This window comes from Phenylobacterium haematophilum, assembly GCF_014196295.1.
Lineage (GTDB): Bacteria > Pseudomonadota > Alphaproteobacteria > Caulobacterales > Caulobacteraceae > Phenylobacterium > Phenylobacterium haematophilum.
Map to the genome: position 1 here is coordinate 469120 of NZ_JACIDK010000003.1, position 20764 is coordinate 489883.

Annotated in this window: 19 protein-coding genes; 11 read left to right on the forward strand and 8 right to left on the reverse strand. The window is 68.3% G+C overall.

The genetic code is table 11. The features are described from left to right. The first annotated feature begins 1 nt into the window (after position 1). The 3 genes from flhB to GGQ61_RS13135 all read left to right on the forward strand — a co-directional run bounded on the left by flhB (position 2) and on the right by GGQ61_RS13135 (position 4207). The gene (gene flhB, locus GGQ61_RS13125) at positions 2–1090 is read left to right on the forward strand and encodes a flagellar biosynthesis protein FlhB (RefSeq protein ID WP_183773446.1); all 1089 of its coding nucleotides are present in this window, start codon (positions 2–4) and stop codon (positions 1088–1090) included. Positions 1091–1165: 75 nt separating this feature from the next. Next, positions 1166–3235, forward strand: coding sequence for a cell cycle histidine kinase CckA (gene cckA, locus GGQ61_RS13130; RefSeq protein ID WP_183773447.1), 2070 nt, complete (start codon positions 1166–1168; stop codon positions 3233–3235). A 51-nt stretch (positions 3236–3286) separates the two neighbouring features. Then, complete coding sequence (locus tag GGQ61_RS13135; protein ID WP_183773449.1) at positions 3287–4207, forward strand: mechanosensitive ion channel family protein; 921 nt, start codon at positions 3287–3289, stop codon at positions 4205–4207. Here GGQ61_RS13135 and GGQ61_RS13140 read toward each other — a convergent pair. Together GGQ61_RS13140 and GGQ61_RS13145 are read right to left on the reverse strand one after the other, a co-directional pair. Further along, complete coding sequence (locus GGQ61_RS13140) at positions 4197–5405, reverse strand: TIGR03862 family flavoprotein (protein WP_183773451.1); 1209 nt, start codon at positions 5403–5405, stop codon at positions 4197–4199. The genes GGQ61_RS13135 and GGQ61_RS13140 overlap by 11 nt on opposite strands. Before the next feature lie 39 nt (positions 5406–5444). After that, a complete protein-coding gene (locus GGQ61_RS13145; RefSeq protein ID WP_183773453.1) occupies positions 5445–5828 on the reverse strand; it encodes a hypothetical protein in 384 nt (127 codons plus the stop codon). Between the two features lie 161 nt (positions 5829–5989). Between GGQ61_RS13145 and GGQ61_RS13150 the strand changes: the two genes are divergently transcribed. The 3 genes from GGQ61_RS13150 (at position 5990) to GGQ61_RS13160 (ending at position 9812) form a co-directional block, all read left to right on the forward strand. Next, the gene (locus GGQ61_RS13150) at positions 5990–7900 is read left to right on the forward strand and encodes a DEAD/DEAH box helicase (protein WP_183773455.1); all 1911 of its coding nucleotides are present in this window, start codon (positions 5990–5992) and stop codon (positions 7898–7900) included. Positions 7901–8021: 121 nt separating this feature from the next. Beyond that, on the forward strand, positions 8022–8726 hold the full coding sequence (locus GGQ61_RS13155; protein ID WP_183773457.1) for a TVP38/TMEM64 family protein: 705 nt from the start codon (positions 8022–8024) through the stop codon (positions 8724–8726). 60 nt (positions 8727–8786) lie between these two features. Then, complete coding sequence (locus GGQ61_RS13160) at positions 8787–9812, forward strand: NADP-dependent oxidoreductase (protein WP_183773459.1); 1026 nt, start codon at positions 8787–8789, stop codon at positions 9810–9812. 14 nt (positions 9813–9826) lie between these two features. Here GGQ61_RS13160 and GGQ61_RS13165 read toward each other — a convergent pair whose 3' ends face one another. Further along, complete coding sequence (locus GGQ61_RS13165; RefSeq protein WP_183773461.1) at positions 9827–11458, reverse strand: AMP-binding protein; 1632 nt, start codon at positions 11456–11458, stop codon at positions 9827–9829. Between the two features lie 86 nt (positions 11459–11544). Beyond that, complete coding sequence (locus GGQ61_RS13170; protein ID WP_221221006.1) at positions 11545–12558, reverse strand: fatty acid desaturase; 1014 nt, start codon at positions 12556–12558, stop codon at positions 11545–11547. A 184-nt stretch (positions 12559–12742) separates the two neighbouring features. Between GGQ61_RS13170 and GGQ61_RS13175 the strand changes: the two genes are divergently transcribed. Continuing rightward, positions 12743–14593: a DUF885 domain-containing protein gene (locus GGQ61_RS13175; protein ID WP_183773465.1), complete on the forward strand. Its 1851-nt coding sequence runs from the start codon at positions 12743–12745 to the stop codon at positions 14591–14593. A 2-nt stretch (positions 14594–14595) separates the two neighbouring features. On the opposite strand, the gene GGQ61_RS13180 is transcribed toward GGQ61_RS13175, so the two are convergent. Next, the gene (locus GGQ61_RS13180; RefSeq protein WP_183773467.1) at positions 14596–15099 is read right to left on the reverse strand and encodes a GNAT family N-acetyltransferase; all 504 of its coding nucleotides are present in this window, start codon (positions 15097–15099) and stop codon (positions 14596–14598) included. Continuing rightward, positions 15099–16730 carry an EAL domain-containing protein gene (locus GGQ61_RS13185; RefSeq protein WP_246370841.1) on the reverse strand — a complete coding sequence of 544 codons (1632 nt, stop codon included), beginning with the start codon at positions 16728–16730 and terminating at the stop codon, positions 15099–15101. The genes GGQ61_RS13180 and GGQ61_RS13185 overlap by 1 nt, the downstream gene beginning before the upstream one ends. A gap of 129 nt (positions 16731–16859) precedes the next feature. Here GGQ61_RS13185 and GGQ61_RS13190 point away from each other — a divergent pair, with 129 nt between their 5' ends. Together GGQ61_RS13190 and GGQ61_RS13195 are read left to right on the forward strand one after the other, a co-directional pair. Next, positions 16860–17345: an NUDIX hydrolase gene (locus GGQ61_RS13190; RefSeq protein ID WP_183773471.1), complete on the forward strand. Its 486-nt coding sequence runs from the start codon at positions 16860–16862 to the stop codon at positions 17343–17345. Positions 17346–17377: 32 nt separating this feature from the next. Further along, positions 17378–18463, forward strand: a complete 1086-nt coding sequence (locus GGQ61_RS13195) for a phosphatidylinositol-specific phospholipase C1-like protein (protein WP_183773473.1) — start codon at positions 17378–17380, stop codon at positions 18461–18463. Here GGQ61_RS13195 and GGQ61_RS13200 read toward each other — a convergent pair. Continuing rightward, positions 18460–18858 (reverse strand): GFA family protein, encoded by a 399-nt coding sequence (locus GGQ61_RS13200; RefSeq protein ID WP_183773475.1) that lies wholly within the window; start codon positions 18856–18858, stop codon positions 18460–18462. The genes GGQ61_RS13195 and GGQ61_RS13200 overlap by 4 nt on opposite strands. A 104-nt stretch (positions 18859–18962) precedes the next feature. Between GGQ61_RS13200 and GGQ61_RS13205 the strand changes: the two genes are divergently transcribed. Beyond that, a complete protein-coding gene (locus tag GGQ61_RS13205) occupies positions 18963–19103 on the forward strand; it encodes a hypothetical protein (protein ID WP_183773477.1) in 141 nt (46 codons plus the stop codon). A 64-nt stretch (positions 19104–19167) separates the two neighbouring features. Further along, on the forward strand, positions 19168–19317 hold the full coding sequence (locus GGQ61_RS13210) for a hypothetical protein (protein WP_183773479.1): 150 nt from the start codon (positions 19168–19170) through the stop codon (positions 19315–19317). Between the two features lie 123 nt (positions 19318–19440). Here the strand turns inward: GGQ61_RS13210 and GGQ61_RS13215 are convergent, their stop codons facing one another. Continuing rightward, on the reverse strand, positions 19441–20715 hold the full coding sequence (locus GGQ61_RS13215; protein ID WP_183773481.1) for a dicarboxylate/amino acid:cation symporter: 1275 nt from the start codon (positions 20713–20715) through the stop codon (positions 19441–19443). Positions 20716–20764: the final 49 nt, after the last annotated feature.

Genomic DNA, 20764 nt, shown 5'->3' on the forward strand with positions numbered 1-20764 from the left:
CATGGCCGACGAACAGGACGCAGCCTCCAAGACAGAAGAGGCGACACCCCAGAAACTCGCCAAGGCGCGAGAAAAAGGTGACGTCGCCAAGACCCCCGACCTGGCGATGCTGGCCTCGTTCGTGGGCGCAGCCGCGGTGATCGCCATCGCCGGCGGCTGGATGTCGCGCAACCTGGCGGCCGAGCTGCTGCCGTTCATCGCGCGGCCCGAGAGCATCAGTCTCGAAGGTCACGGCTCGATCGACGTGGCCCGCCACGTAGCCCGCGCCTCGGCCCCGATCCTATTGGGCGTGATGATGGTCGCCGCCGTCATGGGCGCGGCCGGCAACCTGGTGCAGACGGGACTGCTCTACAGCCCGGACAAGATCAAACCGGATTGGAAGAAGGTCTCTCCGCTCGGCGGCCTGAAGCGCATTCTCGGGCCCGACGGCCTGATGCAGTTCTTCAAGTCGATCGTGAAGATCATCATGGTCGGCTGGGTCGGCTGGGTGGTGATGAAGCCGTACATCCATCCGCTGAAGGAACTGGCCGCCCTGGATCCGGCGGCCATGCTGCCGTTGATGGTCGAAATCCTTCGCAAGCTGGTGTTCGCGACCGCCGCGCTGATGCTGGCGATCGCCGGGTTCGACTGGCTCTGGCAGCGCCAGCGCTTCCTGAAGCGCATGCGCATGACCAAGGAAGAGCAGAAGGAAGAGTTCAAGAACTCGGAAGGCGACCCGCACTTCAAGGCCAAACGCCGTCAGATCGCCATCCAGCGCTCGCGTCGCCGGATGATGGCGGCGGTGCCCAACGCCACCATGGTGGTGATGAACCCAACCCACTACGCCGTGGCGCTGCGCTACGAGGCTGGGGAGACCAATGCGCCGCAGTGCGTCGCCAAGGGGATGGACGCCGTCGCGCTCAAGATCCGGGCCCTCGCCGAAGAGCACGGCGTGCCGGTCATTGAGGATCCCCCATTGGCGCGGGCGCTCTATGCGGCGGTCGAGCTCGACGACTTCATTCCGCCCGCTCACTACGAGGCCGTGGCCAAGCTGATCGGCTTCATCATGCAGAGCAGCGCGCGGGTGGCCGCAAAGGCCCGCCACCACTGAGAAATATGAGAACATTGCGTGACTGATTCGCCGGAGGCGCAGGCCTCCCCGTTCGAATTCAACCGGGACCGTCGCATGGCAAAGCCCAAGACGAAGGACCGCGCGGCGCGCCGCTTCGACCCGATGACGGCGATGGCGGTGCTTTGCTTTCTCGCCGCGGTCGGCTTTGCGGCCGTGCCGGCCTTCCATGCCGGACCGGCGACGCGCGCCGGGGTGATGCTGCTGATCGGCCTGTTCGGCGTGGCGTGCCTGGGCTTGTTCGCCCTGCGCAACTCGGCCGAGCCTGTGGTGGCCGGCGAGCCTGGCGCGGACCAGATGGTCGACGCATTGACCGAGCCGGCGGCGATCGCCGCCGCCGACGGGCGCATCCATGCCGCCAACGCCGCCTGGCGTGCGATGCTGGGCGCGGCCGCCCGTCTGCCCAAGGGCGGTTCGTCGGCCGCCAGCCTGTTCTCGGCCCTGACCGCCGCGCGCCGAGGCGAGACGGCCCAGGCCTCGATCCGTAACAACGGCTCGGAGCATTCGGCGACCGTCGCGCCGCTGGGCGAGCGCCGCTTCCTGGTGCGCCTGGCCGAAGCGCCGCCGCTGGCCCTGCCGCCGGCCGCGGCCGAGGTGCTGCAAGCCTTCAACACCGCCAAGCCCCCGCCGCCCAAGGTGCTCGACGCGTTCGCGGCCGCCTCGCCGTTCGGCGCAGCGCTGCTGGACGGGGAGGACCCGTTCGAGGCGACGATCATTGAGGCCAACCCCGCCCTGGCCGGCCTGTCGGGCGGCGCGGCCAGCGGCTCGCGGTTCGGCGACCTGATCGACGCGGCGTCGCGCGCCGACGCCGTCCTGAAGCTGGCCGAGGGCCATGTCGGGGCCCTGGAAGTGCGGCTAGCCAGGGATCCGGCCAAGATCGCCCACCTCTACCTCTCCCGGAGCGACGGCCGCTGGGTCGCCTACCTGGTCGACGTGTCCGAGCAGAAGCAGATTGAGCTGCAGCTCTCGCAGAGCCAGAAGATGCAGGCCATTGGCCAGCTGGCCGGCGGTGTCGCCCACGACTTCAACAACCTGCTGACGGCGATCTTCTTCCAGCTCGACGTGCTGGCCCAGCGCCACCCGGTCGGCGACCCCTCCTACGAGGGCCTGAACGAGATCCGCTCGACCTCGACCCGCGCCGCCGACCTGGTCCGCAAGCTGCTGGCCTTCTCGCGCAAGCAGACCGTGCAGCGCGAGACCCTCGATCTCGGCGAGCTGATCAGCGAGTCCGAGGTGCTGCTGCGCCGCGTGCTCTACGAGGACGTGAAGCTCGAGACCGAGTACGGCCGCAATCTGCCGCACGTGCGCGCCGACCGCAGCCAGATCGAGACTGCGGTGATGAACCTGGCGGTCAACGCCCGCGACGCCGTGCGCGCGCACGGCGGCGGCGTCGTCCGCATCCGTCTGGCGCGGCTATCCCAGGAGGAGGCCGCCGCCCAGGGCTATCCGGCCGCCAAGGGCGACCAGGCGCTGATCGAGGTCTCGGACGATGGGCCCGGCATTCCGCCCGAGGTGATGGACAAGATCTTTGACCCGTTCTTCACCACCAAGCCGGTGGGCGAGGGCACCGGGCTGGGCCTCGCCACCGTCTACGGCATCGTCAAACAGTCGGACGGCTGGATCAGCGTCGCCTCCAAGCCGGGCGAGGGCGCGGCCTTCCGGATCTTCCTGCCGGTCCACATCCCCACCGCCGCCGCGCCTGCGCCCACGCCGGCCGCCAGCAAGGCGCCGCCAAAGGCGCGCGACCTGTCTGGCGCCGGCCGCATCCTGTTCGTCGAAGACGAAGACGCGGTGCGCACCGTGGCCGCCAAGCTGCTGCGCGCCCGCGGCTACGAGGTGATCGAGGCCGGATCGGGCGAGGAAGCGCTGGAACTCGCCGAACAGCATGCCGGCCAGATCGATCTGATGATCTCGGATGTCGTGATGCCGGGCATGCAGGGGCCGGATCTGCTCAAGCACGCCCGCGCCTACCTGGCCGGCGCGCCGGTGATGTTCATCTCCGGCTACGCAGAGGCGGAGTTCTCGAACCTGCTGGAGGGCGAGGAGAACATCTCGTTCCTGCCCAAGCCGATTGACATCAAGACGCTGGCCGAACGCGTGAAGCAGGAACTTCAGAAGGCGGCCTAGCGTTGGGCCGCGGATTGGCCTTGGCGGGGGCGTCGATGCTAAGCGGTGGGCATGCAGGGACTTGAACGCGAGATCACCACCCGTCTGAACCAGACGGTCCGGGCTGACGAGAACGTCTTCCACAAGTTCATCGACGCGGCCGGCGACCTGGCCGTGAACCTCGTCGTCGCCGTGATCATCCTGACCGTCACCTGGTGGGCGGCGGGCTGGGCCGCGCGGCTCGTGCGGCGACTGATCGCCCGCGTGCATGGCGGCGGGCCCCCGGACGTGACCCTGCAGGGCTTCGCCGGCTCGGCGGCCCGCTACCTGGTGATGGTCGTCGGGATCATTGCGGTGCTGCAGCAGCTGGGCGTGCAGACGACCTCGATCCTGGCGGTGCTGGGCGCCGCCTCGCTGGCGGTCGGCCTGGCGTTGCAGGGCACGTTGAGCAATGTCGCGGCCGGGGTGATGCTGCTGCTGTTCCGGCCCTACCGGGTCGGCGACGTGATCGAGGTGGCCGGGCGGACCGGCACCGTGCGGGCGCTGGACCTGTTCGTCACCGAGCTGACCACCCCCGACAACCTCAAGGTCGTGCTGCCCAACGGCAAGGTGTTCGGCGACGTCATCGTCAACACCAGCTACCACAGCCGCCGCCGCGTCGACGCGGTGATCAAGACCGACCTCAAGCGCGACGTGCCGGCCTTGATGGAGGGACTGAAGGCCCGCGCCGAGGCTAATCCCCTGGTGCTTGAGGACCCGGCTCCGGCGGTCGAACTGACCGGCATGTCCGAGGCGTTCGTCGAGGTGACCGTCCGGGCGTGGGTCGAGGCAGGCGACTTCGGCGCCGTGAAGGCCGACATGATGTTGGCGGGGCGCTTGCTGGCCGACGGCTCTGAGCATTTGCCGGCGCTGCCCGCGCCCCGCGCCAAGCCCGCCCCGCCGAAGAAGAAGCCGCGCCCGACCTTGAGCGACCGGTTGCGCGCTAAGCCGTAAGGATCGATCGGGCGGCGCGAACACCGGTGGCGAAGCAGGCCTGCAGCAGATAGCCGCCGGTCGGGGCCTCCCAGTCGAGCATCTCGCCCACCGCGTAGACGCCAGGGACGGCCCGCAGCATCAGGTGATCGTCGACAGCGGATCGCTCGACGCCGCCTGCCGACGAGATCGCACGCTCGATCGGGCGCATTCCGGTCAGTCTCAGGGGAGCCGCCTTGAGCGCCCGCGCCAGCGCGCCGGGTTCGCGGGGCAGCTCCAACCCATGCGCCTCGCGCAGCAGACTGATGGCGACCGGGGTCAGCCCCGCGGCCTTGCGCAGCAGATTGGTCGTCGACTGGCCGGCTGGCCCGCGGTGCAGCCGGTCAGTCAGCTTAGCGCGGCTGAGGTCGGGGGTCAGGTCGACATCCAGAATTGCAGGGCCTTGGTCCAGCGCCTCGCGCAGGTCCGCCGACAGGGCGTAGATCGCGCCGCCCTCGATGCCATAGGCGGCGACCATCGCCTCGCCGCGCACGGTCCGGCCGTTGAAGCTGAGCGCGATGTTCTTCAGCGGCTCTCCGGCGAAGCGCTCGGCGAACACCGCGCTCCAGCCGACGTCGAAGCCGGCGTTGGCGCTTTTGAACGGCGCGAGGGCGACGCCCCGGTCCGCCAGCAGCCCCGTCCACGAGCCGGTCGAACCGAGCTTCGGCCAGCTCGCGCCGCCCAGCGCCAGGATCGTGGCGTCGGGCGAGGCGGTCTCGATCGCGCCGTCGGCGCCGGCGAAGACCAGGGCGCCGTCCGCGTTCCAACCGCGCCATTCTTGCCGCGACCGCAGCTCCACGCCTTGCGCGGACAGCCGCGCGAGCCAGGCGCGCAGCAGGGGAGAAGCTTTCAGCGCCTTCGGGAACACCCGCCCGCTGGAACCCACAAAGGTCTCCTGCCCTAGGCCGTGCGCCCAGGCCACCAGGTCGGCGGGCGCGAACGCTGCGATCATCGGCCCGAGCCAGTCGGCGGCCGCGCCGTAGCGACCCACGAATGTCGCCGGATCCTCGGAGTGGGTGAGGTTGAGGCCGCCCCGGCCGGCCATCAGGAACTTGCGCCCGAGCGTCGGCATCCGGTCGTAGAGCGTCACCTTCATGCCGGCGGCGCTGAGGATCTCGGCGGCGATCAGCCCCGCTGGGCCGCCGCCGACGACCGCGATGGTCTTCACTGAATTAGACATCGGCGTGGTCAGAGTCCGTTCCGCCGCAAATGTCCAGCCTCAGGGCGCGAAGCTGGAGCGCGCCTTGACGCCCCAATGACCGTCCTCGCAGGTGATCACGTAGATCGAGTCGAAGCCGCCGATGACGCTGCCGTCCTTGCGATACCGGGTGAAGCGGGTGTCGAGGTGCACCTTGTCGGCCCCGGCATGGATCACTTCGCGCCGCTCCCAGGCCGAGTGGTCCCAGTCCGACAGCGGACCCTTCTCGAACATCTGCGGCTGGTGATAGCCGGGCTCGATGATCGTCAAAGTGTTCGAGGCCAGCCGTACGCTCGGAAAATTGAAGGTCTGCTCGAAGGCCGGCAGGTCTCGGGCGTTGAAGGCGGTCATGAACGCGTCGGTGACGGCGAGGGCGGCGGCGATCTGCGCTTCGTAATTCGACATTTCATCTCCCTTGATCGCACCAGCTTGGCACGTTTGTTTCTGCGGCGCTTGCGCCCGACGGTACGAATTCCGCGTTGTAAGGCTTGCCGTAGACGCCTGCTTGGCCTCTAAGGCGCGCCCGCGCTCCTTTTTGTGTGTGGCGCGAACCTTCAAGGACGACCATGGCCTTCCCCGACATCCATCCCGCCTTGGCGCGCGCGCTCGCGAGCCAGGGATACGAAGAACCCACCCCCGTACAGGCGGCCGTCCTGACGGAGGAAGCCGAGGGCCGCGACCTGCTGGTGTCGGCCCAAACCGGGTCTGGCAAGACGGTGGCCTTCGGTCTGGCGGCCGGCCCGACCTTGCTGGGCGAGGAGCAGTGGTTCGGTCAGCCTGGCCCGCCGCTGGCGCTGGCCATCGCCCCCACCCGTGAACTGGCCATGCAGGTCGCTCGCGAGCTCAGCTGGCTTTACGGACAGGCTGGGGCGAAGGTCGAGACCTGCGTCGGCGGCATGGATCCGCGTCGTGAGCAGCGCGCCCTGGCCGCCGGCTGCCACATCCTGGTCGGCACGCCTGGCCGACTGAAAGACCATCTGGAGCGCGGCAACCTCGACCTCGGCGCCCTGCGCGTCCTCGTCCTCGACGAGGCCGACGAGATGCTCGACATGGGCTTCCGCGAAGACCTGGAAGAGATCCTCGACTCCTCGCCGGTCGACCGCCGCACGCTGCTGTTCTCGGCGACCATCGCCAAGGACATCGCGGCCCTGGCCAAGCGCTATCAGCGCAACGCCCTGCGCATCGACACCGTGCGCCGCGACGAGCCGCACGGCGACATCGAATACCGCGCTGTCCGCGTCGCGCCGAACGAAGTCGAACTGGCCGTCGTCAACGTGCTGCGCTTTTTCGAGGCCCCTGGCGCGCTGGTGTTCTGCAACACCCGCGACGGGGTGCGCCACATGCATGCCGCGCTGCGCGAGCGCGGCTTCTCGGTCGTGGGCCTGTCGGGCGAACTCGGCCAGCGCGAACGCTCTGAAGCGCTGCAGGCGCTGCGCGATGGTCACGCCCGCGTCTGCGTCGCGACCGACGTCGCCGCCCGCGGCCTGGACCTGCCCGACCTCGGCCTGGTGATCCACGCCGACCTTCCGATCAACAAGCCGGCGCTGCTGCACCGCTCGGGCCGCACCGGTCGTGCGGGCCGCAAGGGCACCTCCGTGCTGCTGGTGCCCTATACCCGCCGTCGCAAGGCCGAGCAGCTGCTGGCCTCCGCCGGCGTCGACGTCCAATGGCAGGGTCCCCCGACCGCCGACGAGATCAAGGCCAAGGATCAGGCCCGGATGCTCGAGGACCCGATCCTCACCGAGGCCCCGGCCGAGGAAGATCTGGCCCTGGCGCGCCTGGTGCTGGAGACCCGCAGCGCCGAACAGGTGGCCGCGGCCCTGATGCGCCTCTACCGCCAGCGCCTGCCGGCGCCGGAAGAACTCTATGACGACAGCCGGATGCGCGATGCTCAGGCGCGGGATCGCGAGCGCCCGCAGCGCGGCGATCGCTGGGAGCCGTCCGACCGCGAAGACGGCCCGGTCGGCCGACCACCGCGCCTGGCGCCCGAGGACGTCACCTGGTTCCGGATCACCGTCGGTCGCGCCAAGAACGCCGACCCTAAGTGGCTGATCCCGATGATCTGCCGCCTCGGCCACATCACCAAGAAGGACATCGGCTCGATCCGCATTTTCGATCGCGAGACGAAGTTCGAGATCTCCAAGGAAGCCGAGGCCAAGTTCGCGGCCGCCGTGAAGGCGACGGTCGACGACGAAATCAGGATCGAAGCCTCGGGCCCGCCTGGCGGCCCGACCTCGCCGCCGCGTGGCGGTCCTCACCGCAAGGGCCCGCCGAGCGGCGATCGGCCCTTCCGCAAAGGCGCGCCCGTCGAGGGCAAGCCGACCTCACGCAAGGGACCGCCCGGCGAAGGCAAGCCGTTCCGCAAGGGCCCTGCGCACGAGGGCGGCAAGCCCGCATTCAAGGGGCCGCCCGGCTCGCCAGGCCCCAAGGCCGGCAAGCCGCCGTGGAAGAAAAAAGGCAACGACCAGCGAAAATAGGCGTCTTGGTCCGGTCACAAAATCAGTCCTAGGCTGTGGTCGCGCGTTCTTCTCGGCTGAGGACGCGCGGGTCAGGGACGAAGGCGCACGCCGGATGACCGAGACGGACAAAGATCGACACATGACCCGCCTGCGCATCGCCGCGCGGTGGATACCAGCGGTGCTGCTGATCGGCGCGGCGGTCGCGCTCTACGCCAGCGGCCTTGCGACCCTTTCGTTCGACAGCGTCCAGGCCAACGAAATCCGTCTGCGCGGCGAGGTCGCGGCTACGCCGATCGCGGCGATGGCCGTGTTCGTCGGGCTCTACGCCGTCGCGACGGGGGCGTTCGTGCCGCTCGGCCTGGTGCTCATGCTGGCCGGCGGCTTTCTGTTCGGCCCGCTGGTCGGCGCGCTGGCGACCATCGTCGGATCGACGCTAGGCGCGATCATGACCTATCTGGCGGCCAGATTCGCAGCCGGCGATCGTATCCGCGCGGCGCTGACCGGCGGACGGTTCCGCAAGCTGATGGAGGGGTTCGACCGCGCCCCGTTCCGCTACCTGCTGACACTGCGTCTGGTTCCGCTAAGTCCGTTCGGCCTGGTCAACTTGGCGGCCGGCTGCGCGCGCGCGCCGTTCCGGGCATATGTGGCGGCCACTGCGGTCGGCGCGGTGCCCTATTCGCTGATCTACAGCTATCTTGGCGCCGGGCTAGGTCAGGCCCTTCTGGGCGGCCGCACGCCCGACGCCAGCCTGCTCCTGAGGCCGCAAGTGGCGCTGCCGCTCGCGGCGCTGGGGGCGCTCAGCTTGCTCAGTGGTCGGCTGAAACGTCGCGAGCATCCGCTCTAGCCGCTCGACTCGGCGGCGGCTCGCGGCCCATGATCGGGGACCTCTGGGAAGGAGATCTCCATGCCGACCAACCGTCAGTGGATCCTGCGTCGTCGTCCAGCGGGGGAGATCGTTCCCGATGACCTGGAACTGATCGAGACGGTGACGCCCGAGCTGCAGGACGGCGAGGTTTTGGTCCGCAACATCTACCTCTCTCTCGATCCCACCCACCGCATCTGGATGAGCGATCAGGACCAGTATCTGCCGCCGGTGCAGATCGGCGAGGTGATGCGCGGCGGGGCCATCGGGGTGGTCGAGCAGTCGCGGAACGCGGCCTTGCCCGAGGGGGAGATCGTCAACGCCGGCCTCGGCGGCTGGCAGGACTACGCCGTGGTCCACGAGGGAATGGCCCGCCGGGTGCCGCACCTGAGCGACGTGCCGCTGACCGCGCATATGAGCGTGCTGGGCGCGACCGGGCTGACCGCTTATTTCGGGCTCAACGACATCGGCAAGCCGCAGCCGGGCGAGACGGTGGTGGTTTCCGCCGCCGCCGGCGCGGTGGGATCGATCGTGGGCCAGTTGGCCAAGCTGCAGGGCTGCCGGGTGATCGGCATCGCCGGCGGGGCCGAGAAGTGCCGCTGGCTCACCCACGAACTCGGGTTCGACGGAGCCATCGACTACAAGTCCGAAGATGTCGGCGAGGCCCTCTCGCGGCTGGCTCCGAACGGGGTCGACATCAATTTCGAGAACGTCGGCGGCAAGGTGATGGACGCCGTCATAGGTCACATGAACAACTTCAGCCGCATGCCCCTGTGCGGGATGATCTCGACCTACAACCGCGAGGGTGCGATCCCCGGCCCCAGCGACTTTGGACGCGTGCTGATGCACCGCATCCTGATCAAGGGCTTCATCGTCATCGATTATCTGCCGCGCGCGGCAGAGGCGATGGCCGAGCTTGAGCCCCTGGTGGCCGGCGGCCAGCTCAAGTGGAAAGTCCATGTCGTCGACGGCCTGGAGAACGCGGTCAGCGCGCTTGGCCGCCTGTTCACGGGCGACCATGACGGCAAGTTGCTGATCCAGGTCTCGCCCGAGCCGCGGCGCTCCTGACGGAAAAGGGGGCGCTACGCCCCCACGCCCAACGCGGCCAGGGCCCGCTCGCGGCTGGCCTTGTAATCGACCTTACCGTTGGGGGCGCGGCCGATGCTGGGGACCACCACCAGTTCGCGCGGCGCCTTGTAGGCGGCCAAGCGTGATCGGACGTGGGCGGCCATGTCCTCCAGGCTAGGCGGGTCGGCGCTGGGCTCGGCTTCCACCACAGCGCAGATACGTTCTCCGAAACGGGCGTCCGGCACGCCGACCACGACAGCGTCGCGGACCGAAGGGTGGGTCTTCAGCGCCTCTTCGACTTCTTCCGGAAAGACCTTCTCGCCGCCGGTGTTGATGCACTGGCTGCCGCGCCCGAGCAGTTTGAGGGTGCCGTCGAGATTGACCTCGGCCCAATCGCCCGGAACGCTCCAGCGCTGGCCTTCTATGGTCTTGAAGGTCTTGGCGCTCTTTTCGGGGTCCTTGTAATAGCCGACCGGCAGGAAGCCGGAGACGGCGACCAGACCGCGCTCGCCCGACCCCGGCTCAACCCGGCGGCCCTCCTCGGTGAACACCGCGCAGTTGGGGCCGAGCATGAAGGCCGCAGTCGCCGCCTCCGCGCCTGGCGCCGAGGCCGAGGCTCCCAGGCCGACCGCTTCGGACGATCCGAACGAGTCCATGATCATCGCGTTGCGCGCATGGCTGAGCAGCCCGCGCTTGTTCTCCTGACTCCACATCGAGCCGGAGGAACTCATCGCCTTGACGTTCGATAGGTCCCAGCGCCCAGGATTCGCCTCCAGCGCTTCCAGCATCGGGGTCGAGAAGGCGAGGCCGACGATGACGATGTTGTCGGCCTTCAAGCGCACCGCTTCGTCCCAGAGCTCCATGGCGTTGAAGTGCCGGGAGGGCAGGGTGGCGACAGCACCGCCGATGTTAAGGGTGATGAAGGCCGAGAACTGTCCGGTGCCATGCATCAGGGGGCAGCAGACCAGGGTGGTCGGCGACGGATAGGTCCCGAGGCGCGCGGCGAGGTCGCCGACCGCCTCCAGCGGCGGCAGGCCCATCAACGCATGGCCGCCGGCCCCTATGACGTTGAAGAGGTCGTCCTGGCGCCACATCACGCCCTTGGGCATGCCGGTGGTGCCGCCGGTATAGAGCAGCAGCAGGTTGTCGGGTGAGCGGCCCCAGGGCGCCTTGAACGGGCGCTGGGCCGGGGCGGCGGCGACGATCTGGTCGTAGTCGTCGGCCCAGTCGGGAATGGCGTGGCCAGGCTCTGAGACCGCGATCCAGCGCTTCACGCTCGGCAGCTTGGCGCGCAGCGGCGCCAGCGTCGCGGCGAAGCCGGCGTGGAAGACCACGGCCTGGGCGTCGGCGTTGTCGAACAGGTAGGTCAGCTCGTCGCCGCCGTAGCGATAGTTGGTGTTGATCGGCGCCACGCCCGCCTTGAACGCGGCGTAATACGTCTCGAGGTACTCCGGCCCATTGTAGAGGTAGGCCGCGACCTTGGCGTCGGCGGTGATCCCGTGGCCGACCAGATGGGCGGCGAGGGCGTCGGCATGGGCGTCGAACTGGGCCCACGTGACGACGCGGCCGCCCTGGATCAGGGCCGGATGGTCAGGCTGTCTGGCGGCGATCGCCTCCCAGACGTCAGCGAATGTCCACGCGCTCACGACGTCACCTCCCAATGTCTTTGTTTTGGGAGGAAGTTGGGGGTCAGCGGCGCACGGGTGTCAACGTTGACCCCAGGGCAGGGGCGTCAGGCTGCGCGGGGCAGGTCGCGAATTTCGCGGAACGAGACCAGACGCTGGCCGCGCTCGTCCCACAGGGCCAGGCGGGCGTTTTTGAAGCTGTCCCACAGGCCGATGCGGCTGACCTCTCGCAGTTCAGGGTGATCCCTGAGCACCTGCGGCAGGCGGTAGAAGGGGATGCGCGCCGACAGGTGGTGCACGTGGTGGATGCCGATGTTCGCGGTCAGCCAGCGCAGCGGCTGGGGCAGGTCGTAATGCGAACTGCCGTGCAGGGCCGCGTCGTCGCGCTTCCACTCGCCGTTGCGCGACCAGGAGACGCCCTCGTACTGATGCTGCACGAAGAACAGCCAGACGCCGATGGTGGCGGCGATGACCATGGTGGTGAAGTTGACCAGGATCACCGGCGCGATCCCTAGCAGCCACATCATCAGACCGACGCCGACTGCGATTATGGCGGTGTTGCCAAGCGTTGAAGCCCAGGGCCGCCAGCCGTCCTTCATCAGGCCGATCGGCAGTCGCTGCTGCAGGAAGAAGACGAAGGTCGGCCCGAGGCCGAACATGACGGCCGGATTGCGATAAAGCCGGTATCCGAGCCGACGGATCGGGGAGAGGGCGAGGTACTCCTCGACGGTCAGCATCTCGATCACGCCCAGGCCGCGGCGGTCGAGGTTGCCTGAGGTCGCGTGATGCATGGCGTGCGTGCGCCGCCAGTAGTCATATGGGGTCAGGGTCAGCAGGCCGATGGCGCGCCCGACCCAGTCGTTAGCGGCCTTGTCCTCGAAAAACGAGCCGTGGCCGCAGTCATGCTGGATCATGAACAGTCGGACCAGGAAGACCGCCGCGGGCACTGTGAGCAACAGCGCCAGCCACCAGAGGCCGAAGTGGAACGCGGCCCAGCCGAGGCCCCACAGGCCGGCCAAAGTCGAGGCCGTCAGCACCAGTTCAAAAAGGCTTCGCGACAGGCGCGGGCGCTTGTAGGCGGCGAGCTTGCGGCTCCAGTCGGCGGGCTTGCGGTCAGTCACGAGGTCCAGTTCCGTCACGGGGGCTATAGCGTTTGCCAGCAGAATGAGGTGCTTCTACGACAGCACCTTGAACGCGGCGGCTCGCACTACGGCGAATTATCCGGCCGCGCCATGCCCATATCTTGTCGCGGGAGCGACGTCCCCCGTAGTGTCCGGTCACTTTGTGACATTTTGGGGGGCGGACATGCTTAGTCGCCGACAGCTTCTTCTTTCAGCCGGCGCGCTGGCCGTCCTCGGCGGCTGCGCCAGCAAGTCCCCAGCGCCTGACGCCGCCATTGCGCCGCCGCCCGCGCCGCCGGCTCCGGACGCCGCCGCGCAGTTGAATGCATTCCTGGAGAAGATCTTCCAGCAGGCGCTGGACGACTCGCCGCAGCTGGTGACCGGCCTCGGTCTCGACAAGGACGCCCGCGCCCCTGCCAAGTTCAAACTCGACGACGCCTCCCTGGCCGAGAAGGCCCGCGCCAAGGCTCTGAATACGGCGCAGTTGGCCCAGCTGAAGGCGATCGACCGCAGCCGGCTGAGCGGAATGGCGGGGGTCAACTATGACAGCGTGCTGTTCAACCTGGAGACTTCGGAGGCCGCCAACCAGCGGTTCGACTACGGCTATCTGGGCGCCGGCGTGCCCTACATGATCTCGCAGCTGAGCGGCTCCTATCAGTCGACGCCCGACTGGCTGGACAACCAGCACCGCATCGAAACCAAGGAAGATGCCGACGCCTACCTTTCGCGCCTGGCCGACTTCGGCAAGGTGATCGACGACGAGGTCGAGCGAGCCCGCAGAGACATCGGCGTTGGGGTGATCCCGCCGGACTTCATCGTCGCCCGCGCGTTGCCGCAGATGCAGGGCATGCTGGTCCCGCCGGAGGTTTCGGGGCTGGTGACTTCAGTCGCTCGCCGCGCCAAGGAGAAGGGCTTCGCCGGCGACTATGCCGGACAGGCGGCCAAGATCTATGCCGAGACGGTCGCGCCGGCGCTGGAGCGGCAGATCGCTCTCTTCAAGGATATCCAGGGCAAGACCTGGCACGACGCCGGCGTCTGGCGTCAACCGGACGGCGAGGCCTACTACGAGCACGCGTTGCACGGCTCGACGACGACGCGGCTGAGCGCCGATGAAGTGCATAATATCGGCCTGGAGCAGGCCAAGTCGTTGCAGGCCCGGGCCGATGAACTGCTGAAGGGCCAGGGCCTGACCAAAGGCGGGGTCGGCGAGCGGATCCAGGCGCTCTACAAGGACAAGCGCTACCATTACCCGAACACCGACGCCGGCAAGGAAAAGCTGATCGCCGACCTGATGGATCTGGTCGCCGCCACCAGCAAACGCCTGCCGGAGTACTTCGGGACGCTGCCCAAGGCGCCGCTAAAGATTCAGCGCGTGCCCAAGGCGATCGAGGCGGCGGCCCCCGGTGGTTATTACAACCAGCCCAGCCTGGATGGCGCACGGCCCGGCATCTACTGGCTGAACCTGCGCGACACGGCCGAGTATCCCAAGTGGGCATTGCCGACCATCACCTATCACGAGGGCGTCCCGGGCCATCACCTGCAGCTGTCGCTGCAGCAGGAGGCCGACCTGCCGATGATCCGCCGCGCCACCTTCCTGTCGGCCTATGGCGAGGGCTGGGCGCTCTATGCGGAGGAACTGGCTCGGGAGATGGGGGTCTACGAAGGCGATCCGCGCGGTGAGATCGGCTATATCCAGGCGGCGCTGTTCCGCGCTGCGCGTCTGGTCGTCGACACCGGCATGCACGCCAAGCGATGGAGCCGCGAGAAGGCCATCGAAACGATGACCGCAATCAGCGGCACGCCGACGACGGCCTCGACCACCGAAATCGAACGCTACGTCGTGTGGCCGGGCCAGGCGTGCAGCTACATGGTTGGCAAGCTTGAGTGGCTGCGGCTGCGCGAAAAGGCGAAGACGGCGCTCGGCGCCAACTTCGACATCCGCAAGTTCCACGATGCGGGCCTGCTCTCGGGTGCGATGCCGCTTACGGTGCTCGAGGCGGTGGTGGACCAGTACGTGGCCCGCGCGCGCGGCTGACCCTAGGCGAGCCGACGGTAGAGACGTTCGATCTTGCCGCCGGCCTCGTAGGTCCCCGCATCGGCGAAGCCGAGCTTGGCAAGGACGCGCTGCGAGCCAAGATTATCGGGGTGCACGCTGGCGGCGAGGGCGGGCAGGCCGATCCCGGCGAAGGCGTGGTCCATCAGCCGGGCGCCGGCCTCGGTGGCGATGCCGCGGCCCCAGGCGTCACGGCGCAGGCGGTAGCCGATCTGGACGTCGTCCGTGCCGGGCAGCGGGGTCAGCAGGGCCCAGCCCAGCATGCGATCCGGCGCGGCCTGTTCGAACACGCTCCAGTACCCGAGGCCGTCGCCGAAGTCGGTGTCTATCTGAGCCGACAGGTGCGCGCGCTGCCGCTCGGGCGGCCAGACCGCGCCGAGATAGCGCATGACTTCCGGGTCTCTGTTGATCGCGACGCTGTCCTCAAGGTCGCTGGCCTGACGGGGGCGCAGGATCAGGCGATCGGTCGTGAAATGGGGCTGGACCATCAGCCCCAGCTGTCAACTGAACCCACGCGGCGGGCGGCCGGACGACGGGCCGCCGCTACGGCGGCTACGGGCGCCGGGTGCTGAACGGGGATCTCGCCGGGCGCGCCGTAGAGCCAGCCTTGGGCGAAGTCGACGCCGGCCCGGCGGACCGCATCTTCGGCGGCGGCGTTCTCGACCATCTCAGCAATGGTCCGAACCTTCAGCTCGGCGCACATACGCACCAGGTGACGGATGAAGGTGCTCTCGCGGCCGCCGTGCTGGAGCTCGCGGATGTAGCGACCGTCGATCTTGACGATGTCGAGGGTCAGTTGCTGGAGATAGGCCAGCGACGCGGCGCCGGCGCCGAAGTCGTCCAGGCAGATCATGCAGCCTTCCTGGCGGAGCGCCGAGAGATGTCGGTCGGCGAGGGCCAGGTCGTCGATGGCGGCGCTCTCGGTGATCTCGATCAGCAGCCGGCCGGCGACGTTCGGCGATTTGGCCAGCATCTGCCGCACGGCGGCGATGAAAGCGGGGCTGATGATCGTGCGGCCCGAGACATTGGCCGCCAGCTTCAGGTCGGGTTCGGCGGCCAGCCGGGCGATCGTCTCATCGACCACGGCGATGTCGAGCGGCTCGATCATGTCGAGCTCCTCGGCCATGCGGATCATCGGATAGGGACTGGCGCTGTCGCCGAACCGGACGAGCACCTCGTAGTGATGCAGGGACGATCCGGCCTTTAAGTCGACCACCGGCTGGAAGACGAGCCGGAAGCGCTTGTCGTTGACCGCCGAGCCCAACACCCCGACATCGGCCAGGGTCTTTTTGATGGAGCGGTCCACCATGTCGTTGAGGTCGAGGGACGACCCGTCGCCGACGCCTTCCGCAATGAAGTTGTCTAGGGTGTAGCGGATGGCGCGGGCGAGCTGCGCCGGCGAGGCGGTGGACTGCAGGCTCATCAGCCGTGCATTGGCGCTCAGGCCCGACGCCGAGTCGGAGGTCACGCCGGTGATCAGGCGTTGGACCAGCGCATCGACGCCGTCGCCCTTCTGGCGGACCAGGGCGAAGCGGTCGGAGCCGAGGCTGGCGGCCGTCGAGCCGCCATGGGATTGCGCGCGCAGGCCGCCTATCAGGCGCCGTTCCAACGCCATAAAAGCTTCCGGCCCGAGCCGGTCGCGCAAAGTCTCCAGACCGCCGAACTCGAGGAAGGCCATTTCCAGTTCTTCACCGGTGGCGCGCGCAGCCTCGATCAAAGCGCCGGTGGCCGCTTCGAAGCCGGACTTGTCGTGCAGGTCGTGGCTGCTCTTAGGCGCGGCGCGGCTCAGGGCGCACGAGATCGCGCCGCCGTTGCCGGGCATCTTGAAGGCGGTCATGGACGCGGCGCGTTTACCGTCGGTCTCGCCGGCCAGGCCGACGACGATCGGCCCGCCGCGGCCGCCGTCCCTGAGGCCGTTCAGCAGGGCCGCGACCATCATGCGGTCGCGTGGGTCGATGAAGTCACGCCAGGCGCGGCCGACCAGATCGGTTTCCGCGGACCCGGACAGCGCCTCGCTCGCCCCGATCGCCAAGGCGATGCGGCCGTCCGACGCCATCTCCAGCAGGAGGTCCGCGCTCGCGAACGCGAAGCCGAGCAGACGCTGAGGGGCTAGTGACAAGCGGTGGGCTCCATCCCGCGGAAAGCGCCGCATATTTGACCGACGCGATTAATTTCACGTTGAGACCAAGGTTCGCCATAAATGCGGCGGGCGGCTGGGGTTTGTCGCCGCAGGACACAGGAGGGGCGAATGCGCGAACGACCGACGGCCAGGGTGCTGTTGTTCGACGACAGCGGTCGCATCCTGCTGCTGAAGGGGCGCCTGCCGAACCGCCCGGCGCATACGTCGTCCTGGTTCACGGTCGGCGGCGGGGTCGAGCCCGGCGAGACTTTGATCGAGGCGGCGCTGCGCGAAATCGCCGAGGAGACCGGCTTCGTCGAGGGCGTGGAACTGGGGCCGATCGTATGGGTCCGCGAGTCGGTCAGCGCGCTGGTCACCGGCGAGACGGTGCGGTTCAAGGAAAGCTACATCGTGGCGCGATGCCGCGGCGGCGAGCCGACCCGCGATGGGTGGGAGCAGTACGAGCGCGACCTCATCGACGACATCCGCTGGTGGAGCCTGGACGAGATCGCCGCCACCAGCGACCGAATATGGCCCGAACGGTTCTGTGAGCTGATCGGGGCGGCCGCGAGGGGCGAGCATCCGGACGAACCGCTGGTGATCAGCGTCGACTGAAGCGCCGCCAGAGCGCACCGGGGAGGTAAATCATGATCATCACCGCGATCGCAGCGGCCGCAGCCATCCACGCTGGCTGCGACCTGGAAAAGCCCAGCGGCGCGCCGGGGTGCAGGCAAGAAGCGGTCGACGCCCTTAAGCTCAATGACCTTCAGGCCGTCGGCACCCATAACTCCTATAAGCAGGCGATCGCGCCCAAGCAGATGGCGCTGCTGCGCGCGGTGGACCCCAAGCAGGCCGACGGCCTCGACTATGCCCATCCCCCGCTCGCCGCACAGCTCGACGCGGGCGCCCGCCAGGTGGAGCTTGATCTGTTGCATGATCCGCAGGGCGGGCGCTACGCCTCGCCGCTGGCCATGAAGATGGCGCCGGACCTGCCCTACGACCTCGAGCCGCTGCGCGCGCCGGGCATGAAGGTCATGCACGCCCAGGACGTCGACTACCGATCGAGCTGCCCGCGGTTCACCGAGTGTCTGCGACAGATCGCCGACTGGTCGAAGGCGCACCCCGACCACCTGCCGGTTCTCGTGCTGCTGAACCTGAAGGAAGGCGGGTTGAAGGTTCCCGGGGCCGTGGATGCGCCGGTCTTCGACGCCGCCGCGATGGATGCGGTCGACGCCGAAATCCGTTCTGTGTTCGCCGAGCGCGACCTGATCACGCCCGATGGAATCCAGGGCGACCGCGCCAGCCTGCGCGAGGCAGTGGCCGCGGGCGCTTGGCCGACGCTCAAAGCGGCCCGCGGCAAAGTGATGTTCGCGCTCGACGCTCCGCCCGAGCAGGTCGCCGTCTATCGTGGCCAGCGCCGCTCGCTGGAAGGCCGGGCGATGTTCGTCAACATCGACGAGACCTCCCCGGCGGCCGGCTACATAACGCTGAACGAGCCGCAGGAGCAGGCGCCCCGCATCGCCGCGGCGGTCAAGGCCGGGATCATCGTGCGCACCCGCGCCGACGCCGACACCGTCGAGGCCCGCGACGGCGACACCGCTCGCCGCGACGCCGCTTTTGCTTCGGGCGCCCAGTTCGTCTCGACCGACTACATGTCGCCGGACGCGCGCTTCGGGAGCTATCGCGTCGAACTGCCGGGCGGCGGCGTCGCACGGCCCAATCCGCTCCGCTAGGGGCGAGCGTCAGGATACTGCGGCAGGTCGTCGGTTATCGGCCACCAGGGCGCCTTGGAGTCGACGTAGAAGTGGAAGCCCAAGGTGGCGTCCGCCGGCGCGTCAAGCGTGCCGGCCCGCAGCCGCATCGCGCCGGGCTTAGTGGCTAGTCGGCTGAACAGCGGCCCGCCGCAGCGGCGGCAGAACACCCGTTCCTTGCCAGGCGACGACTCGTAGGCGGTCAGCAGTTCCTCGCCGCTGAGCAGGCGGAAATTGGCGGTCTCCAGCGGGATGTTGGCGCCGAACGGGCCGCCCTGGGCCTTGCGGCAGTCGCTGCAGTGGCAGAGTTGAATCGGCGGTAGATCGCCCTCCACCTCGTAGCGAACGGCGCGGCAGAGGCAGGATCCGGCGTGCATTGGTCAACTCCTTTAAACCGTGGCGCGAGCATTAGGGTTAAGGGCGCAGAAACTAACCAAAACCGTTTACGGGACATTGACGGAACGTTGTTATCCGTCCGCGCATGACCCGCTTTTCGATCCAGTACGAGGAGCCGACGCCGCGCAAACCGCCACCCAGCGGCTGGGCCATTCTGCGCGTCTTCATGTGGACCCTATTGATTGCGTCCCTGGGCCTCTGGAGCTGGGCGATGCTGGCCAAGTAGCGACTGGCCCGCAGCTTGCGGTCACCGTTCTCCGATAGGGCAAGACGTCCCAACGGAGGACACCATGCGTTTCACATTCGCCGAAGAGGCGCCGGTCGTGCGGCGCAATCCGATGCTGACCCTGGCGCGTCGCGCCTTCGATTTCGTGGTCATCGGAGCTGTTCTCTACGCCGCCGTCGAGACGGTGGTCTTCCTACGGGGCCTGGTCGGCTAGGGTCGTCATCAGCCTGTCACGTCCGCGTCGCATGACCGCTTCGAGCGCGGCCTCGCTTGGCCGCGCCCATCCGTTTCTTGAATCCGGCGCGGCGCTGGACGCCTGCGCGAAGCCGACGGCCGGCTAGGCGCTCGCCTTGGCGGGCTCGCCGGAAGCGTCGGGATCCTGATCTTCGATGTCCTCCAACTCGCCCTCCCACTTGGCCACGACCGCGGCGGCGACCGAGTTGCCGACCACGTTGGTCGCCGAGCGACCCATGTCGAGCAGATGGTCGACGCCCAGCACGATGGCGATCCAGGCTTCCGGCAGTCCGAAGTAGGTGAGGGTGGCCATGATGACCACCAGCGAGGCGCGCGGCACGCCGGCGATTCCCTTCGAGGTCACCATCAGCAGCAGCAGCATGAAGATCTGCTGCTGGACCGTCAGATGCACGCCGTGCGCCTGGGTGATGAAGATGGTCGCGAACGTGCAGTAGAGCATCGAGCCGTCGAGGTTGAACGAGTAGCCCAGCGGCAACACGAACGAGACGATGCGGCGTCGCACGCCGACCTTCGGCAGGGCGTCGAGGATGCGCGGATAGGCGGCTTCCGAGCTTGCGGTCGAGAAGGCCAGCAGGGCCGGGGTGCGGATCACGCCGAACAGCGGGATCACGCGCTTTCCGATGACGAAGAAGCCGGCGATGAACAGCAGCACCCACAGCACGCCCATGGTCGCGTAGAAGCCGACGACGAACTTGCCGTAGACCGCCAGCATGGCCAGGCCCTGGGTCGCGATCGTAGAGGCCAGGGCCGCAAAGATCGCCAGCGGGGCCAGCTTCATCACGAACTCGGTGACCTTCAGCATGATCTGAGCGCCCTGCTCGACCAGGACGGACACGGCCGGGGCGCGGTCGTCGACGGCGGCCACTGCGGTGCCGACGAACAGCGAAAAGACGACGATCTGAAGGATCTCGTTCTTGGCCATGGCGTCGACGATCGACGTCGGCACGAGGTGGGTGATGAAGCCCTTCAGCGTGAAGGCGTCGGTGTTGGCGGCGGTCGGCGCGGCGGCGGCCGCGGTCTCCAGGTGCAGCCCGGCGCCCGGCTGCAGCAGGTGGACCATCATCAGGCCGACCAACAGCGAGACCACCGAGGCGCCGATGAACCAGCCCATGGTCTTGGCGCCGATCCGGCCGATGGCCGCTGCGTTCTCCATATGGGCGATGCCGGCGACCAGGGTCGTGAACACCAGCGGGGCGATGATCATCTTGATCAGCCGCAGAAACACGTCGGTGATGAGGGAGAGGCCCTCGGCCGCCTGCTTGGCCTGGTCTGCGCTGAGGAACTGGTTGCAGGCCCACCCGACCCCCACGCCGAGCACCATGGAGAGGACGATCAGCAGGGCGAAACGGCGGTTCATAGGCGGCTCACGGCTCGTGGAGGGCGGTCGGCGCGGCCTGGCCGCGGAA

Coding starts and splice junctions, on each gene's coding strand:
- GGQ61_RS13180 (WP_183773467.1), bottom strand. CDS start 15,099: ATGGTCCAGCCCCATTTCACGACCGATCGCCTGATCCTGCGCCCCCGT.
- GGQ61_RS13160 (WP_183773459.1), top strand. CDS start 8,787: ATGCCGACCAACCGTCAGTGGATCCTGCGTCGTCGTCCAGCGGGGGAG.
- GGQ61_RS13155 (WP_183773457.1), top strand. CDS start 8,022: ATGACCCGCCTGCGCATCGCCGCGCGGTGGATACCAGCGGTGCTGCTG.
- GGQ61_RS13195 (WP_183773473.1), top strand. CDS start 17,378: ATGATCATCACCGCGATCGCAGCGGCCGCAGCCATCCACGCTGGCTGC.
- GGQ61_RS13135 (WP_183773449.1), top strand. CDS start 3,287: ATGCAGGGACTTGAACGCGAGATCACCACCCGTCTGAACCAGACGGTC.
- GGQ61_RS13140 (WP_183773451.1), bottom strand. CDS start 5,405: ATGTCTAATTCAGTGAAGACCATCGCGGTCGTCGGCGGCGGCCCAGCG.
- GGQ61_RS13215 (WP_183773481.1), bottom strand. CDS start 20,715: ATGAACCGCCGTTTCGCCCTGCTGATCGTCCTCTCCATGGTGCTCGGC.
- GGQ61_RS13150 (WP_183773455.1), top strand. CDS start 5,990: ATGGCCTTCCCCGACATCCATCCCGCCTTGGCGCGCGCGCTCGCGAGC.
- GGQ61_RS13210 (WP_183773479.1), top strand. CDS start 19,168: ATGCGTTTCACATTCGCCGAAGAGGCGCCGGTCGTGCGGCGCAATCCG.
- GGQ61_RS13175 (WP_183773465.1), top strand. CDS start 12,743: ATGCTTAGTCGCCGACAGCTTCTTCTTTCAGCCGGCGCGCTGGCCGTC.
- GGQ61_RS13205 (WP_183773477.1), top strand. CDS start 18,963: ATGACCCGCTTTTCGATCCAGTACGAGGAGCCGACGCCGCGCAAACCG.
- GGQ61_RS13190 (WP_183773471.1), top strand. CDS start 16,860: ATGCGCGAACGACCGACGGCCAGGGTGCTGTTGTTCGACGACAGCGGT.
- flhB (WP_183773446.1), top strand. CDS start 2: ATGGCCGACGAACAGGACGCAGCCTCCAAGACAGAAGAGGCGACACCC.
- GGQ61_RS13145 (WP_183773453.1), bottom strand. CDS start 5,828: ATGTCGAATTACGAAGCGCAGATCGCCGCCGCCCTCGCCGTCACCGAC.
- GGQ61_RS13200 (WP_183773475.1), bottom strand. CDS start 18,858: ATGCACGCCGGATCCTGCCTCTGCCGCGCCGTTCGCTACGAGGTGGAG.
- cckA (WP_183773447.1), top strand. CDS start 1,166: ATGGCAAAGCCCAAGACGAAGGACCGCGCGGCGCGCCGCTTCGACCCG.